We start from the raw sequence: 16437 nt of genomic DNA, 5'->3' as shown, positions 1-16437 counted from the left end.
CGAAGTAATTAAAATTATAGCCGTGACTGTTGTAGGTGTAATCCTTATATTATCGATACCGTATCTTTTTAACTATTTTTCGTAACCTGGCTGTTATTATATATAATGTAAAGCTCTCCTAAATAAAAAAATTTGAGATTACCGATAATAATGTTATTATTACACCCCTTACTGTACTCATATTTCCTACATTATTTACTCTAACTACTTGTTGACAATCATCAGTTTTTTCTACATTTCATTTCCAATACCATTCTTTTATTCAATAAAAAAAGTTCCCCCTATTGATACCCAAGGTGGGAACTTTTTTAAACCAAACTTATAAATAGTAGATTTTAACCCTAAGCTATATGGTTATATTTTGCTAAAAAAGGAATTCGTTTTGCTACCAACGCATACATTTTGAAAACGATTTTTGCGATTGGTTCAAATATTTGTTTATTCTGCAACAACAAGCTGCTTGTTATAATTGTTATTACAGCGGCACCAATTACATCTAACGGGAAATGAACACCTACATATAAACGTGATATGCCAACTAATACCGCCCAAATAAGCGCTATATATTTAAGTTTTTCTCCTCTAAGCATAAAGACGAACGCAATCGAAAATACAAGTACAGAATGATCGCTAACGAATGATGAATTTTCTGCATGTGGTACTAATTGATGCACATCATGTGATATAAACGGACGCGGATGGTAATATACCGCATGAATGAAAACATTTACTAATAATGCAATCATTACAGAAAGTGTCGTATATAACACTGTGTATTGTTTTCTTATCGCTTTCTCTTTTTTTCCATTATGAAACCATAAGATAAACATAAATAGAATCGCCACATATGCAGCGCTATTTGTAATAACAATCATTACCTTATCTAATAGTGTAGATGTACCGGCTAAATTGTTTATCCATTGAAATACTGTGTAATTCACGTTACTCTCTCCTTAATTTTTCTCATCGTACTTAAAATAAAGATACGAGTTTACTTGATTTACACAGTATACAACATTTAGTCACATTTGGATTTTCACTTTATTTGTTTTTACTACTTTTCATTTTACAATTATGTAACTATTTACATGCGTTAAAAATATATAATGTTAAAAAACCTTTCTAAATAACAAAATTAAAAATCTATACATACATAAAATACATACCATATTGATATAAAAATATTAGTTGTTAAATCATATTTTTATTCCATACGTAGAGCGATATTACCAAATTGTTCACCTTGTTCCACACGATTTAATGCCTGAACTGCTTCTTCTAACGAAAAACTTTTATCCATAATTGGTTTAATTTTATGTTTTTTTATAAACTGAATCATTTCATTAAATTCCTCACGGCTTCCCATAGATGTTCCCATAATATCGATTTGATTATAAAATAATGCACGTAATGGCAATTCAATTTTATCTCCTGAGCTTGCACCAAAATTAACAATTCTTCCATTTGGTTTTAATACATCAAAATATTTTAAGAACGTCGCAGGACCAATACTATCTATAATTAAATCTACTTTTTCTCCTTGCAAGCTCTCTTCCCAATTTCCAGAACTATTAAAAGAACAGTCTGCACCATATTTTTCAGCAATCACTCTTTTGTTCTCTGACCTTGAAGTAACACTTACTTTTGCGCCAATTGCTTTCGCAAATAACATGGAAAAGGTTGCCACACCACCGCTTATTCCTGGAATTAAAACATGTTCACCGCACTTCAATCTCCCCTTTGTAAAAAGTGCTCTATATGCAGTTAATGCCGATAATGATAGAACACCGGATTCTTCCCAAGTAAGATATGACGGCTTTTCCACTACATTCTCAGCTGGTACAATTACATATTCAGCAAACGTTCCATCTTTCGGTCCACCTAACACTTCAGGTAACTCTGGCACATTAGCAATACTATCCCATCCAATACTAGGATTAATAATAACCTCGGTATGTAGTGAAATATTTGAAACCCCTTCTCCGATTTCTGTAACAATGCCCGATCCATCTGATCCTATTACTAATGGTATATCCATTTCTTTTCTATTATTTATTATAAATAAGTCTCTATGATTTAACCCTGCAGCTTTTAACTTTACTTTTACTTCACCAGCATTAGGAGTTAATTCAGATAAAATTTTATATTCTAACCCCTCTAATCCTTTTTTATATTGATGTATAATTGCTTTCATTGTTTCATTCCCCCTTAATATTTTTAATGTACTAGAAACATTGAAATAAATAAAACAATCTGTCTCCAATAAATAGAAAGAAAGTATATTTTTATGACAAAACAGAACATCCTTACTTTTAAAAAGCAAAAGAAGGATTTATCAGTACTATTTTCAAAACTTTTTAGATAAAAAGCTGTAAATTTAACTATAATTAATTCTAGCCAATTCTATTATATTTCGAATAAATGGCGCTTTTGCATTTGTATACGACACACGATCAAAAGGATATGTAGCTGCAAGCCCCTCTTTTAGTTCTCTATATTCTTTACGTGCCCATTCATGTTTTTTTAGAAAGTCTCGAAACAAAAGATTATTTCTCCATTCCTCGCTATTATAAATATAAACATGCAAATGATGAGTACCCGCTCTCCATTTCCCCTTTCTGAAAAACCGCCAACTTGGTGTTTCTTTTGGGACATACTCATATCCAATTTCCGAAAGGATATGAGTCCACTTTTCGGTAATTTGTAAATCCATTACGCCAATCATCATATCAATAAGAGGTTTAGCGCCTAACCCTTCTACGGCAGTGCTTCCTATATGTTCAATAGCAACGATTTCTTCCCCTAATAAAGAATTAAATTTGTATCTTTCCTTTAAGTATTCTTCATGCCAGTCTTTTTGATAGGATTTTATAATAATTTTTTGATCCATTTTATTTGCCTCCTAAAAAGCTTTTATCATTATATTTATAAAATTTCATGTTATTAATATAGGATTTTCACAAAATATGTCGAATATTAAAACATACAACTTTATTATAATAAATGCGAGGTACATTATGAAAGATATTCCAGTTGAAATTCAGTTGAATCAAGTAACATTACAATTAAAAGAACATCATAATTTTGATTGGCTTTTGAAATTAGGAACTGTATTTGCCGTTTTTGACCAACAAGGTTCGGGTAATATATGTTTTGGTGTAGAAAAGGATGGTCATAAGAAATTTATTAAATATGCAGGGGCACAAACAATTGCATATAATGGAACTCCTGAGGTCGCTATTGAAACATTAATAAAATCAGTTTCCCTTTACGATGAATTAAAACACGAATCACTAATAACTTTAATTGAACACTTTCCAGTACAAAATGGATATGTTTTAATATTTGATTGGTTTGATGGGGAATCGCTTCACCCGCATTGGAGTTTCCCACCTCCTGAGAAATATAAAAATCCAAACTCTCCATTTTATAAATTTAGACATTTAACTGTTGTGGAACGAATTTATTCATTGAATGCTATATTTTCTTTCCATGCTCATGTAGAACAGAAAAACTATGTAGCTATAGATTTTTATGACGGTAGTATTTTATATAATTTTAGTACAAATGAGACGAAGATTTGTGATATTGATTTATACTCTAAAAAACCATACATAAATAAAATGGGAAGACTATGGGGTTCCTCTCGTTTTATGTCTCCTGAAGAATTTGAGTTAAACGCTATAATTGATGAAAAAACAAATGTATTTAATATGGGCGCGGTAGCTTTCGCACTTTTAGGTGGTGAAAAAGATCGTTCCTTTATAAAATGGGATGCAAGTAAAGAATTATATGAGGTTGCCTCTCGTGCTGTGAATGAAAACCGTGCAGAACGGTATACATCAGTAAAAGAATTTTATGAAGCATGGTTAAAAGTATCTAGTGCTAAAATGATATAAGCTTATATTTTTAAAACAAATATAGAGTTTATACTTTTATCATGTATAATACATATGAAATGGAAATTCAGAATGACGAGGCTAATATTATGGACTTTGTTTATATTAATCAAAATGTATTAAATAATCTTCTTTACATTTTAAGTAGTATATTTATTTTTTATTTTATATATGATAACGGGCGCTATTTGAAGAAATATAAAAAACTGCTTATTATTCTTTGTACGAGTATCCCACTTATTTTATGTATGCGATACCCTATCTATATGGATGAAAGTTGTATTCATGATTTAAGACAAATCCCAGTAATAATAGGTACACTTTATGGTGGATTCCCTGTCGGCATTATATTGTTTACTATTTTATTAATTACAAGAGTTTTATTTTATGGATTTAACATGTTAACAGTTATTGTTTATGGCACAATGTTCATCATAACAGCATTCGCATCTACAAAATTTAATACATACAATAGAAAGGTTAAAGTAGCTTTTGCTATGTTTTTAACTTTTTTCCTAGCAATATTTACAACTGTGATTGTACTAACATTATCAGAATTTGAAGTAAATAATTTATATATTATTTATTTCATATTATTACCGACTACTTTAATGTTATTTATTGTTTATTTTAATGAAGTTTTAAAAGATGCAGTATTTATGCGCTCAAAATTAATTAAAATGGAAAAGATGGAGATCGTTAGTCAACTTGCTGCTAGTATATCGCACGAAGTAAGAAATCCCTTAACTGTCGTAAAGGGATTTACACAACTTTTAAAAACACCAAATTTATCTCCTGAATCAAGGGACGAATACATTGAACATATACTTGAAGAATTAAATCGTGCGCAAGAGATTATTGATGACTATTTAACGTTTGCTAAACCAGCACCAGAAAAACTAGATCATATTTCAATAGACCAAGAGTTAAATCGAGCTATTAATATGATATTGCCATTATGTAATATGAATACGATACATATTACAAAAGATTTCTCAAAGGCAAACATTGTTGGTAATAAACAGCACTTTCAACAATGTTTTTTAAACTTAATAAAAAATAGTATTGAAGCAATGCCTAATGGTGGTACCTTAAATATATCCTCCACCATAAGCAATAATAAAGTTATAATACGAATTGAAGATAGCGGAATTGGAATGTCACAAGAGCAAATTAACAGGTTTGGCGAACCTTATTTTAGTACAAAATCAAAAGGTACTGGTTTAGGTACGATGGTTGCTGTTAAAATTATTGAAACGATGCATGGTAATTTAAAAATCCAAAGTACCGTTAGTAAAGGAACGGCTTTAACGATTACATTCCCAAAAGATAAAAATATATAACAAAGAAAAAAGGAGCATAATAGCTCCTTTTTTCTTTGTCTCGATACATAAGTATCTTCTATGTTTTTTAAGTTTACATTTGTGAAGACTAATTAAAAATTAGTATCCTCCGCCCCAACAGCTGCATCCTACAATTATTAATAAAATGAATAACACAACTAATAAAGCGAAACCTCCACCAAAACCACAAGAACCACCGTAACTCATATTTTTTCCTCCTTTTGGTTTGAAAACTAATAGGTAGTTGATCATTTTAACTGGTTCGTATTATACATTATGTATATATCCCTTTTTTGAGCATGTCTACTTAAAAATAAGTAAAAGCACTCGATTACGAGTGCTTTAAAATGGATACCAAAAGTTTTGAAATACATTTAATTTTAAATATACTGCAACCATTAAAATAAAAACACCTGTAAATAAAGCAATGAAATCACCACTTTCCGCTTTACTTGTATAGAACCACGTACGTTTATCCTTCTTTCCAAACCCTCTTAAATCCATTGCATTTGAAACGGTATCGATTCTTTCTAAAGAATGAATGATTAGCGGCCAGAAAATTAAAATACGGTTTTTCATACGAATCCATAAGCTCGCTTCTCCTTTTTCAAAAGCTACTCCTCTCGCTTCTTGCGCATGTTTAATAATTTGATATTCGGACTGAATATCAGGTATATAACGTAGTGCAATATTTATTGCATATGTAATCTTATAATGAATACCAAGTTTACTTAAGCCACTTACAAATTCACTTGGATCTGTCGTGTAAATAAAGATAAGTGTAAATGGTAACAACGTAAAATATTTTAATGAAAGTGTAACTGCATAAAATAATGTTTCATATGTAATTGTTGCATAACCAATATGTAAAAACGAAGTATACGATCCAGTTAATTCAGATCCATGAGTCGGTGTAATTAATAAAATCATAACAGTGTTTAATAAACTAAATGTAAATATAACAGTAAAAATAAGTATAATTTTACGAAGTGGAATTTTAGCAAGTAAAAGTCCGATACATCCAAACATAAATAAAATTAGTAATATGCGAAAATCAAAAAACATAAAAGTAAGCGTCATACAAAATATAAACAAAACTAATTTCACAGCCCCATCCATACGACGAAAATACGTATTATGCATTTTCCTCCCTCCTACTAACATCGCAATAAAGTTCCATAAACTTTTCTGGACATGAAATTTCACTAAATGTAACAAGCTCGAATAAAGAACTCTCTCTTAGATTGGCTCTTTGTAACGTTTCTTTATGTCCTAATACAGTAGTTGCAGTATTATCCGCAATGATTTCTCCCTCATGTAGAACTACCGCTCGGTCTGCATATTCTAATGCTAGATTCATATCGTGTGTTATGAAAATAAAGGATATTCCCTTTTTAGCCAGGTTTCTAATAAATGACATAAACTGTTTATAATGATAATAATCTTGTCCAGCCGTCGGTTCATCTAATATGATAAGTTTAGGATTTGTTGTTAATACAGATGCGATAGTTAATCTCTTTTTCTGCCCATAGCTTAATGCCTGAATTGGCCAATTACGAAATGGATATAAACCACAGATTTTTAATGATTCTTCAACTCTATAGTTAACTTCTTCCTTAGAAAACTTTTTTAATTTTAATGTGAATGAAACCTCTTCTAAAACAGTAGGTTGTGTAATCATATGATTTGGATTTTGCATCACATAAGAGATCATCTCCCCACGCTTACGAATAGACCAAGAACTAATATTTTCTCCATCTAATAAAATCCCTGCATTACTTGTTTTATTTATACCAATAAGACTGTGAGCTAATGTTGATTTTCCAGCTCCATTGTGTCCTAAAAGAGCGATAAGTTCTCCTTTACTTATCGAAAAATTTATATTTTTCAATACTCTTTGTCTATTAGGATAGGAAAATGATAAATTCTCTACTCTTAATAATTCTTTATTTTTAGTAGCATTTTTAAAAAAAACTTGCTTCTCCATCCATTCTTTTAAAACGCCACTAATTTTTTCCTTTTGAATCTTTTCCAGTGGATATATTACGGCATTATTACTATCAAAATGTAATCTCTTTAATGCTTCAATATAAATCGGCTCCCTTAAGCCAATACGAGGCAATATATTTGATGCTAATATTTCTTCCGGAGTCCCTACCGTAATGACTTTACCTTCATCAATTAAAATCATTTTATCTAAATCCAATTTTAATATTTCTTCTATTCGATGTTCAATAATTACAATTGTTTTATTAGTTTGTGCATGTATATCTTTCATAAGTTCTATCGTATGTATGGCGCTTAGCGGATCTAAGTTTGCTAAAGGTTCATCGAACAATAATATATCCGCATTTGTTGTTAAGAGACCTGCAAGAGAAACCGTTTGTTTTTGTCCTCCTGATAATTCATGCGGACTTTGTTTACGAAAAGTATACATCTTTACCTTTGTTAATGAGTCTGCAACACTCTTTTTCATATCATCTTGATTTACACATTCATTTTCTAAATAAAAAGCGACATCTTCTTCTACTGTAAGGCCAATAAACTGAGCATCTTGATCTTGTAATATTGTTCCTACATGCTTACTCTGTTCAAAAATACTGCCTTTCCTCGGGTCTTTACCAGCAATTAATACGTTACCAGTACTAATCCCTTCATACGAAAATGGGATTAGCCCATTAATACAATGAGCTAATGTCGACTTCCCAGAACCGCTTCGTCCAGCAATTAGTACTTTTTCACCAGGGTTGATATGAAATGTAATATCTTTCAAAGTAGGCTGCGCTGCATGCTCATATTGAAAGCTGAATTCTTCAAACGAAATAATTGGTTGCATGTTAACATCCCTACTTTTCAATTTTTAAATGTGTATGTTTTTTATTCGATTTTGCTAGGCCAATTGTAATCGGTAATCCAAGAACTAAGAAAACAATAACATCAGCAATGGTTGCCCCTAATACTTGTATAACAATTTTGTCAAACGGTTCTCCCATCACGATAATATCGAATACCCCAGCAAATATAATAGCAATGACAATACCTACTAAACCAGTAATTGCTAAATAAGAAATATCTCCCTTACTAAACGACCCATTTTTCACATTAAACCCACCTCTTTTTTGAATGAGCCCCATCGCAAAACCAATAATTCCTGAGCTCAGAACCCAGCCCCACCAAATCCCCCCGCCAGAGATCGTATCTGTTACGGTATGACCGATAAGTCCTATTAACAGTCCTGCTACTGGACCAAATAACGCTCCAAAAATGGTTAATATAGCTAATCCAGGTTTAATAAATGTATTTGGTGCAATAGTAAATCCCCAAAGTCCTAATATCCCATATAAAGCTGCTCCGATTCCGATTGCTACTACTAACTTTGTTGATAATTTGTTCATTTCAATTCTCCTCTCAAATTAGTCAGCTTTCATTACTCTATATTTATTTTAATAATGAATTATGCATCGACACTCCCTTTCTATACAACAAAAAATGACCTCTTACATAAGAGGTCATTTTCTTTCACGTGCAAGAATCCTCTTATCTTTCAAAAAACACATCGTGTCCTCTGCGGAATTAGCACCTTCCTATGAATGCACATAGGGGTTGCTGAGGTTTCTTAGGGCCGTTCCCTCCACCTCTCTGGATAAGTATTAATTTGTAATTCGTATTATGGCACTAAGAAAGATAAATTTCAACACTTTTCTAATTATTTTTATTTTTTATTAAATAGTGTATTTAAATCATTGTATTCTTATCGGAATTATGAAATAATGGGTTCAAAATTGTTACAGGGGGAAATGTATGATGAAAGTAATTGGTTTAATTGGTGGGTTAAGCTGGGAATCTACATCACTATACTATAAACATATTAATACGCTAACACTCTCTCAATACGATCAAAATGCGAAGCTCGTTTTATATAGTATGGATTTTGGAGAAGTAACTACTTTATTACAAAACCATCAATATGAAGAAGTAAAAAACGAATTAGTCACAGTTGCTAAAAAGGTTGAAAAGTCCGGGGCGGAATGTTTATTAATGTGTTCAAATACAGTCCATTTATTTGCTGAGGAAGTAGAACAAGCAATATCAATTCCACTTCTTCATATCGGTGATGTAAGTGCTAAAGAAATGGTAGAACAGAATATAAAACGTATCGGACTATTAGGAACGAAACAAACGATGGAACAAGATTTTTATACATCACGACTAGCAAAATATAACATTGAGACAATTATCCCAAATGACGAAGAAAGAACTTTTATCCATCACGTCATATTAAACGAATTAAGTAGAGGCATTATTTCAGAAACTTCAAGAGAGAAACTAATACAAATTACCAATTCATTAATTCAAAACGGTGCGGAAGGTATATTACTAGGCTGTACTGAAATACCATTACTTATTTCCCAAAATGACCTTACTGTTCCTGTTTTTGATACTGCTTTTTTACATGCAAATACTGCTGTACAATTTGCTGGATAATAATATACAAGCATAGAGGTAGAGCCTCTATGCTTGTATATTGTCCGAACTATTTATTTAAAAGAGCATCAATAACTGCAATGGCTCTTTTGGAACCACCACACTCTAAAAAACTTTCATTCAGTTTTCGAATGCCATGTTTATACTTTTCATTTGAAAGAACGTCTGTTACCGCCTCTTTTAAAGTTTGCACATTAACATGCTCTTTCAATAATCTATGTGCTGCCTCAAGTTCAGTTAATCTTTGCGCTATCATTGGTTGATCTTTATCATGCGGTATTATCACAAATGGGACATTATAATGAATTGCATCGTGTACACTATTCATTCCACCATGTGTAATAAAAACATTTGCTTCACTTAATATTTCTGATTGAGGTACGTAAGGGGATATAATAAAATTGTCTGGCGCTTGCTTAATTTTTGAAATATCATTTCTATCACCGATCGCCATTACTACAATCCCTTCGAAATTTGAAAAAGCATCAATACAAGTATTAAAGAATGGTTCGAGCCCTTCAAGAAGTGTTCCCATTGAAATATAAATAACTTTCTTTTTTGAAAGCAATTCAAGTGGAAACTTTATATTTGTTTTGCGCTTTATCATACTCGGCCCAATAAAAACATTCTTTTCTCCGAACGAATCGCTATTAGGTTGAAAATAACGACTTGTATACACGAGACTAATGTCTCCCTTATTTTGCATAAATTGAAGATGATTTTTGGGCTTTACTCCAAATTCATGTTCCATTTGATACAGTAACTTTTCAGAGAGTTCATCGAGTTGGAATTTTTTTTCTGCATTTGGATGAAAAGGCAAGGTTTCCAATACTTCTGGTGGAATTAAAAATATAGGAGAGGAAACTATGCCTGGAACTTGTAAATATTCCTTTACTAACTCTCCGGCACCAAATATATCATAAACTACGAAATCAAAATTTATGCTTTTACATAATTCTTTCGTAATTTCTAATATATATAAAGAAGTTTGAACATGTACATGAAAGAAAGATTTTAATCCATATGAAGTTTCATTATCAATAGAAATTTCCTTTAATAAATCCGGATGAGTATGTACAATAGCTCCCAAAACTTCAAGCCTTTCCTTAAAGTTTTCCGTTGTAATATAGTGTACGTTATCTCCTCTTTCAGTAAAGGCCTTTACTAAACTTAATGTAGGATTTACATGTCCCTCTGCAGGAAAATTAACTATTAAAATATTCAACACGTATTTCTCACTCCTTACAATTCAATGTTCTTATTAATCGTACTGTTATTATTACAAGAAATCTTCCCCTAATAGTCCCAATACGCTTGCTACTTTAGGTTGATAAATAAATTTTAGTCATTGGAAAAGGCATCTACATAAGTAGATGCCTAACTGTGATAAGGAGTGTTCTGTGAGGTTAGGATAAGCTTTTCTGCTTGTCCTATGCTATCAATATATGAATTATTTTATAAAACGTGAATAATTAATAGAATTATTTTAACCATTTTATTTGATCAAATGGATAATATACCATTCTTACTTTACCTATTACATGTGACTCATCGATCAGTCCAAGTGTATTCCTACTATCCATACTATGATTACGATTATCCCCTAGTACAAATAATTTATGCGAGGGAACTTTCATTTCTCTAAAGTTTGAAAAACGATTTGATACTTGTGACATATCTAACTGTATATACAACTCATCTCGCTTTTTGCCGTTAATATATACCTCATCGTTTCTTACTTGTACGTTATCCCCTGGTAGTCCAATAATTCGTTTCACGTAGTATGTAGGCTCGTCTTCTTTTTTTATTATTACAATATCACCATGATGAAAAGAAAAAAAATAGATACTAGCCTTATTAACTAGTATGCGATTATTTTCATTCAAAGTAGGTTGCATTGAAATTCCTTCTACCATACAAAATAAAAATGACTTATTAATACTAATAATTCCTATTATAATTAAAATATAGCTACATATTTTTCTCCAATCTTTTAGAATCAATTGCTTCATATATACCTCATTTCTAATCTATTCGTATATAAAAACGTCTCTAGTTCATATAAATGCTAGAGACGTTTCGTATATTTTAATTCTCTTTAGAGTCATCTATTTTTAATGCTTCGCCAGTTAATCGCATATTTTTCAAATCAAAATAAGCATCTAAAACTTCTTTTCCAATATCAGAGTTAATACCAGACTTATCATTTTTAACCCATGGTACTACAACGGAAAATGCTACTTCTGGATCATCATATGGTGCGTATCCTGCTAATGTTAAATTATAACATTCTATACGATCGCCTTTCTCATTTCTCCCAATATCACTTTCTCCACCGTATACAGTCTGTGCAGTTCCTGTTTTGCCAGCTGGTTTATACGGTGCTTTTTGGAACGCCCTTACTCCCGTTCCATCCCCTTCTTGGAATACTCTTCTAAACCCTTCTTTTACTTGATTGATATATTCTTCTTTCATATCAATTCTATTTAAAACAACAGGTTCTATTGCATGCATCACTTTACCGATTTCATCCTTTTGAGCGGTTTGTTCTCTAATCTCTTGAACAATTTGTGGTTTCATTCGATAACCGCCGTTTGCGATAGTCGAAATATACTGTACAAGCTGAAGTGGTGTATACGTATCATACTGTCCAATCGAGTAGTCTAGTAAGAAACCAGGTTGATTATCTTTTTTACCAATTTGTCCAGCTGTTTCGTTCGGTAAATCAATACCAGTTGGAACACCTAATCCAAATTGCCTGAAATAATACCTCATTTTATCAAAATATTCCTGTTTAATATTTAACGAACTATTTTTCACATAATCTACTCCTGCAATTTTCAATGCTGTATTAAACATATAAACGTTTGAAGAAACTTGTAACGCCCTTAGATCATCAATATTTCCGAACTCTTTCCAAGACTTTTTTTCCTTAGTTCCTTTAAACTTCATTGGTGCATCATAAAAATATGTACCTGGTGTTATAGCTTTTGTTTCAAATCCTGTTAATACTGTTGCACCTTTAACAGTTGATCCAAGCTCATATGAACTTGTCATCGTACCTAAAGCATAATCTTCTACTTCTGTTTTCCCGTCTTTTTCTATAAGCTTTTTCCCAGCCATTGATAATACTTGGCCGTTTTTCGGATTCATCATTACAACGAAAGCACGGTCTAACATTGATTCTGAACCTTTATATGCCTTTAATATTTTTTCTATGCTCTCTTCAACTTTTTTCTGTAATTCCATATCAATTGTTAACGTTAAATTTTTCCCACTTTTCCCCTCAGAAACTGTTTCCATTCTCATTGTATTTCCTTGCTTATCAGCTATACTTCTCACTTCTTTTTTCGAGCCGTGAAGCACATCCTCGTATTGCTGCTCAATGTAACTTTTCCCTATCCTGTCATTTCGGCTATAATCACGCACTAAATAATAATCTAATCGTTCACGTGGCAATCCTTCATCAGCATTCGAAACGTTTCCAAGGACTGAACGAAATAAGCCATCATTTACATAGTGTCTTTCCCAATCAACCGATGCGTCTACCCCTGAAAGATTTCCTAAATTTTCACTAACTTTTGCATATTCCTTTTCACTCACATCTTTTTTAATAATTTGAGGAGCCATTTGGTAACCTGCAGTCATTTTACTTTTAATAGCTAACACTTTTATATCTTGAGCTGTTAACTCTTGAAGATTTTTATCTGTAACACGCTTTCTTCTTAAATCTTCTATTTTCTTATCTAGGTCTTTACCCGTAATATCTTTTTCCCTAAACTTGTCTATTTCTTTTTTTGATATTAAATTTTGTGCGAGTTTTGGATTTAATTGCATCCAAAAATCTTTCTTATCCGTCTCAGTTAACTTGTCTATATCTTCTTGCGGCATTTCAATTATTTCCTCAAGTTGTCTTGCAGTTTTTAGTATATCTTCTGATTTTACACCTTTCATCTTTGTATACGTAATCGTGCGTAAAGACTTATTATCAACAACTGGATTCCCTTCTCGATCAAATATTTTCCCACGCGGGACGGAAAGACTCACAGTTGCATTCTCTCTCTTCTCTACTTCATTTTTATATGTCTCTCCATCGACAATTTGCACTTTACCTAACTGTATAATCATGGCAGAAAATAATAAAAATACACAAAAGAATAAAATATTTAAGCGCATCGGTATTGCTCTACCACTCTTTTTCTCTTTCTTTTTCACCTCGTCATAATCTCCTCCTTACAACATTTTTAATACTTTTACGCTTTCTATATTAAAAGTAATGTACAATTTCCACACATTACTTTGTACGCATATAAATATAACGTTCAAAACTTAATAGAAATTAAAACAAACATAAAGAAAAGGTAAAGTTTACTAAATTAAATATAAAAATACCCAATAACAAAAGCTTAGCTTTGTTATTGGGTATTAAGTATTTTAAGATTTAATATTAGAACGTATTGAAATACATCTATCATCACAATTTGATAGAGATTGTTTACTCTGCATTTTTGGCAAGTAAATCGTTACAGTTGTCCCGACACCAACCTCACTCATTATACTTATTGTTCCTTGATGACTTTCAATAATTTTATAACTTAACATCAATCCAATACCGGTACCTTTTTCTTTCGTACTATAAAAAGGTTCACCTAATCTTTTAATTCTTTCTTCAGGTATTCCTATTCCTTCATCTATTACACTAATAATGACACCATTTTTATGTATTTCTTTTATATGAATTGAAATTTTCCCACCATTTAGCATTGCTTCAATTGAATTTTGCAAAATATTAATAAAAACTTGTTTCAATTGATTTTCTGAGCATTCAATGATTATCTCTTCAGAATCTGTAAATAGTTCAACTTGAATATTTGTCATGATTGCTTTTGTATTAATTAGTGATACGACATTTTTAAAAATTTGAAAAATATTTTTCTTTTCTGTATTTATTTCATCAGTTTTAGCAATCGACAAAAACTCTTGGAGAATTGCTTCTATTCTTTCTATTTCGGAAAGCATAAGGTCAAAATATTTCTCTTGATCCTCTTTATTAATTTGGAATAACTGTATAAATCCTTTAATTACAGTTAATGGGTTTCTCACTTCATGAGCTACACCAGCTGCTAATTGACCAATTGCCGCAAGTGTATCTGATTTATTTAGCAATTCTTCTGCCTTTTTCCGCTCTGTAATATCGCGGACAATGATCATAATTTTATCTTGTAATAATGGTAAACATCTAGCTTCAAAGAAATCAATACTTCCATTAATTGTTAGAGGATATTCTACAATTACATTCTTTCCTTCTTCTTTCAATTGGCGAATTGCTTCTTGAAATTGCTGTGCTACTGGAGACGGTAATATTTCGTAAAACTTTTTTCCCATAAAAGCTTCTGCGGGTACGTAAAATTTTGTAGGGGATCCTGCTTTATAATCTATAATTGTCCCATCATCTTCTGTTAAAAAACATAAATCTGGTAAAGCTTTGAAAATTAATTCTAATTCAGAGGTTTGTTGTTTTAATTGCTCTTCTATTGCTTTTAAATGTGTAATATCTACCCCAACAGCCCAGTAACTAAATCCTGTTACAGGAAATTGCTCTGATATATTGGACCACATTATCGTTTTAATTTCTCCATTTTTACATGTTAAACTCATTTCCCAATCTCTAAAATTTTTTCCACGAGTCAAAAATTTATTTTGTATTTGATGGCGATAATTATGGTCAGGATACAGTAATTGAAGAGCGTTTGGATTCCCAATTATTTCTTCAGCAGTATAACCTGTTACAATCTCGCATTCTCGATTCCACAAAACAAAATCTCCATTATAGTCAAGCGCATCAACCATAACAGGCATGTTTTGTAAGATCGTATGTAGTTCTTCCTCTTTTCGAGAAAGTAACGATATATTTTTACTTTGAACTTCTTTTTTCACCCCAGTTATAATAAGGTTAGAAAGCATTTCAAAATATTTTTGGCAATTGAAAATTTCGCTTCGTTTGGACCATACAACAAAAGATCCTAAATATTGATTGTATAAGAAAAGGGGGATTTCAATTTTTGGAAGTGTACATACTTTCATTTCATTAATTCCAAATGAAAATATACATTCGTTTTCAGCATCAAGAAGTTGATGTGATATGTTGGTTAATTTATAAAATTGTTCTGCCATGGTTTCTATTGTACTCACATCAATAAGTTCCATTAGCCGCGCATTCATTCCTTTTTCACCTCGATATGTAAAATTTATACAAATTCAAAATTCATACTTCTTCATTATACGAAGAAAGTGCTCCTAGGTATATAGCTGTAGAATAATTATTCAAACAAATTCTATTTTTCAATTAAAAACAGAAAATAATATGGGAATGTTATGCGCTGCTAGTAGAAGTATAAAGTGAAACTTTAATCAGTGGGGGTTTTGTTCATCCCCCACTGATTATTAGTTGAACCAATCGGGCTTTTACGGGCAGTTGATCCCCCACTTAACTTCTTTGCTTCCGCTGAATTTTGAGGTGAGGGGTCTTACTGCCCGTTAATGCGGGATAAAAATATAATAATCATAAAATTCACAAAAAATTCACAACTTTCATGAAAAATATAAACATTTATTCCAATATATTCTATATAATGAGATGTAATAAGGCTTCTATGAATCTCATAGAATACCTTACCCCTAATAAAAAGAAAAAAAGAATCTTTTTGGAT

14 protein-coding genes and 1 riboswitch are annotated in these 16437 nt (G+C 31.5%); of the genes, 3 read left to right on the top strand and 11 right to left on the bottom strand.

Annotated elements, in window-relative coordinates:
* Positions 1-341: 341 nt before the first annotated feature.
* The 3 genes from ACS2MN_RS03575 to ACS2MN_RS03565 form a co-directional block, all read right to left on the bottom strand.
* Positions 342-941 (bottom strand): undecaprenyl-diphosphatase, encoded by a 600-nt coding sequence (locus ACS2MN_RS03575; protein ID WP_001110146.1) that lies wholly within the window; start codon positions 939-941, stop codon positions 342-344.
* Between the two features lie 263 nt (positions 942-1204).
* Positions 1205-2194, bottom strand: a complete 990-nt coding sequence (locus ACS2MN_RS03570) for a zinc-binding dehydrogenase (protein WP_000643935.1) — start codon at positions 2192-2194, stop codon at positions 1205-1207.
* Between the two features lie 183 nt (positions 2195-2377).
* The gene (locus ACS2MN_RS03565; protein WP_000372151.1) at positions 2378-2890 is read right to left on the bottom strand and encodes a GrpB family protein; all 513 of its coding nucleotides are present in this window, start codon (positions 2888-2890) and stop codon (positions 2378-2380) included.
* 127 nt (positions 2891-3017) lie between these two features.
* On the opposite strand from ACS2MN_RS03565, the gene ACS2MN_RS03560 reads away from it, so the two are divergent.
* Together ACS2MN_RS03560 and ACS2MN_RS03555 are read left to right on the top strand one after the other, a co-directional pair.
* Positions 3018-3899, top strand: coding sequence for a protein kinase domain-containing protein (locus ACS2MN_RS03560; protein ID WP_346994840.1), 882 nt, complete (start codon positions 3018-3020; stop codon positions 3897-3899).
* Positions 3900-3940: 41 nt separating this feature from the next.
* On the top strand, positions 3941-5242 hold the full coding sequence (locus ACS2MN_RS03555) for a sensor histidine kinase (protein WP_103592149.1): 1302 nt from the start codon (positions 3941-3943) through the stop codon (positions 5240-5242).
* A 99-nt stretch (positions 5243-5341) separates the two neighbouring features.
* On the opposite strand, the gene ACS2MN_RS03550 is transcribed toward ACS2MN_RS03555, so the two are convergent.
* The 4 genes from ACS2MN_RS03550 to ACS2MN_RS03535 all read right to left on the bottom strand — a co-directional run bounded on the left by ACS2MN_RS03550 (position 5342) and on the right by ACS2MN_RS03535 (position 8637).
* Positions 5342-5449 carry a YjcZ family sporulation protein gene (locus ACS2MN_RS03550; RefSeq protein ID WP_000120182.1) on the bottom strand — a complete coding sequence of 36 codons (108 nt, stop codon included), beginning with the start codon at positions 5447-5449 and terminating at the stop codon, positions 5342-5344.
* A 135-nt stretch (positions 5450-5584) separates the two neighbouring features.
* Entirely contained in the window at positions 5585-6385 is an 801-nt protein-coding gene (locus ACS2MN_RS03545; RefSeq protein WP_000552027.1) for an energy-coupling factor transporter transmembrane component T family protein, read from the bottom strand.
* On the bottom strand, positions 6378-8078 hold the full coding sequence (locus tag ACS2MN_RS03540; RefSeq protein WP_346994841.1) for an ABC transporter ATP-binding protein: 1701 nt from the start codon (positions 8076-8078) through the stop codon (positions 6378-6380). The genes ACS2MN_RS03545 and ACS2MN_RS03540 overlap by 8 nt, the downstream gene beginning before the upstream one ends.
* Before the next feature lie 10 nt (positions 8079-8088).
* A complete protein-coding gene (locus tag ACS2MN_RS03535; protein ID WP_001038218.1) occupies positions 8089-8637 on the bottom strand; it encodes an ECF-type riboflavin transporter substrate-binding protein in 549 nt (182 codons plus the stop codon).
* A gap of 139 nt (positions 8638-8776) precedes the next feature.
* A riboswitch (SAM riboswitch) is annotated at positions 8777-8892 on the bottom strand.
* A 151-nt stretch (positions 8893-9043) separates the two neighbouring features.
* Here ACS2MN_RS03535 and ACS2MN_RS03530 point away from each other — a divergent pair.
* Entirely contained in the window at positions 9044-9727 is a 684-nt protein-coding gene (locus ACS2MN_RS03530) for an aspartate/glutamate racemase family protein (RefSeq protein ID WP_000978599.1), read from the top strand.
* 49 nt (positions 9728-9776) lie between these two features.
* On the opposite strand, the gene ACS2MN_RS03525 is transcribed toward ACS2MN_RS03530, so the two are convergent.
* The 4 genes from ACS2MN_RS03525 to ACS2MN_RS03510 all read right to left on the bottom strand — a co-directional run bounded on the left by ACS2MN_RS03525 (position 9777) and on the right by ACS2MN_RS03510 (position 15949).
* Complete coding sequence (locus ACS2MN_RS03525; protein WP_000932113.1) at positions 9777-10955, bottom strand: macrolide family glycosyltransferase; 1179 nt, start codon at positions 10953-10955, stop codon at positions 9777-9779.
* Between the two features lie 253 nt (positions 10956-11208).
* Positions 11209-11739 carry a signal peptidase I gene (gene lepB / locus ACS2MN_RS03520; protein ID WP_000811458.1) on the bottom strand — a complete coding sequence of 177 codons (531 nt, stop codon included), beginning with the start codon at positions 11737-11739 and terminating at the stop codon, positions 11209-11211.
* 76 nt (positions 11740-11815) lie between these two features.
* On the bottom strand, positions 11816-13942 hold the full coding sequence (locus ACS2MN_RS03515) for a peptidoglycan D,D-transpeptidase FtsI family protein (RefSeq protein ID WP_000726035.1): 2127 nt from the start codon (positions 13940-13942) through the stop codon (positions 11816-11818).
* 219 nt (positions 13943-14161) lie between these two features.
* Positions 14162-15949, bottom strand: a complete 1788-nt coding sequence (locus tag ACS2MN_RS03510) for an ATP-binding protein (RefSeq protein WP_000994073.1) — start codon at positions 15947-15949, stop codon at positions 14162-14164.
* Positions 15950-16437 lie beyond the last annotated feature (488 nt).

The sequence above is a fragment of the Bacillus cereus group sp. BceL062 genome (assembly GCF_051780025.1).
Lineage (GTDB): Bacteria > Bacillota > Bacilli > Bacillales > Bacillaceae_G > Bacillus_A > Bacillus_A toyonensis.
This window is presented reverse-complemented; position numbering and strand designations above follow the sequence as displayed.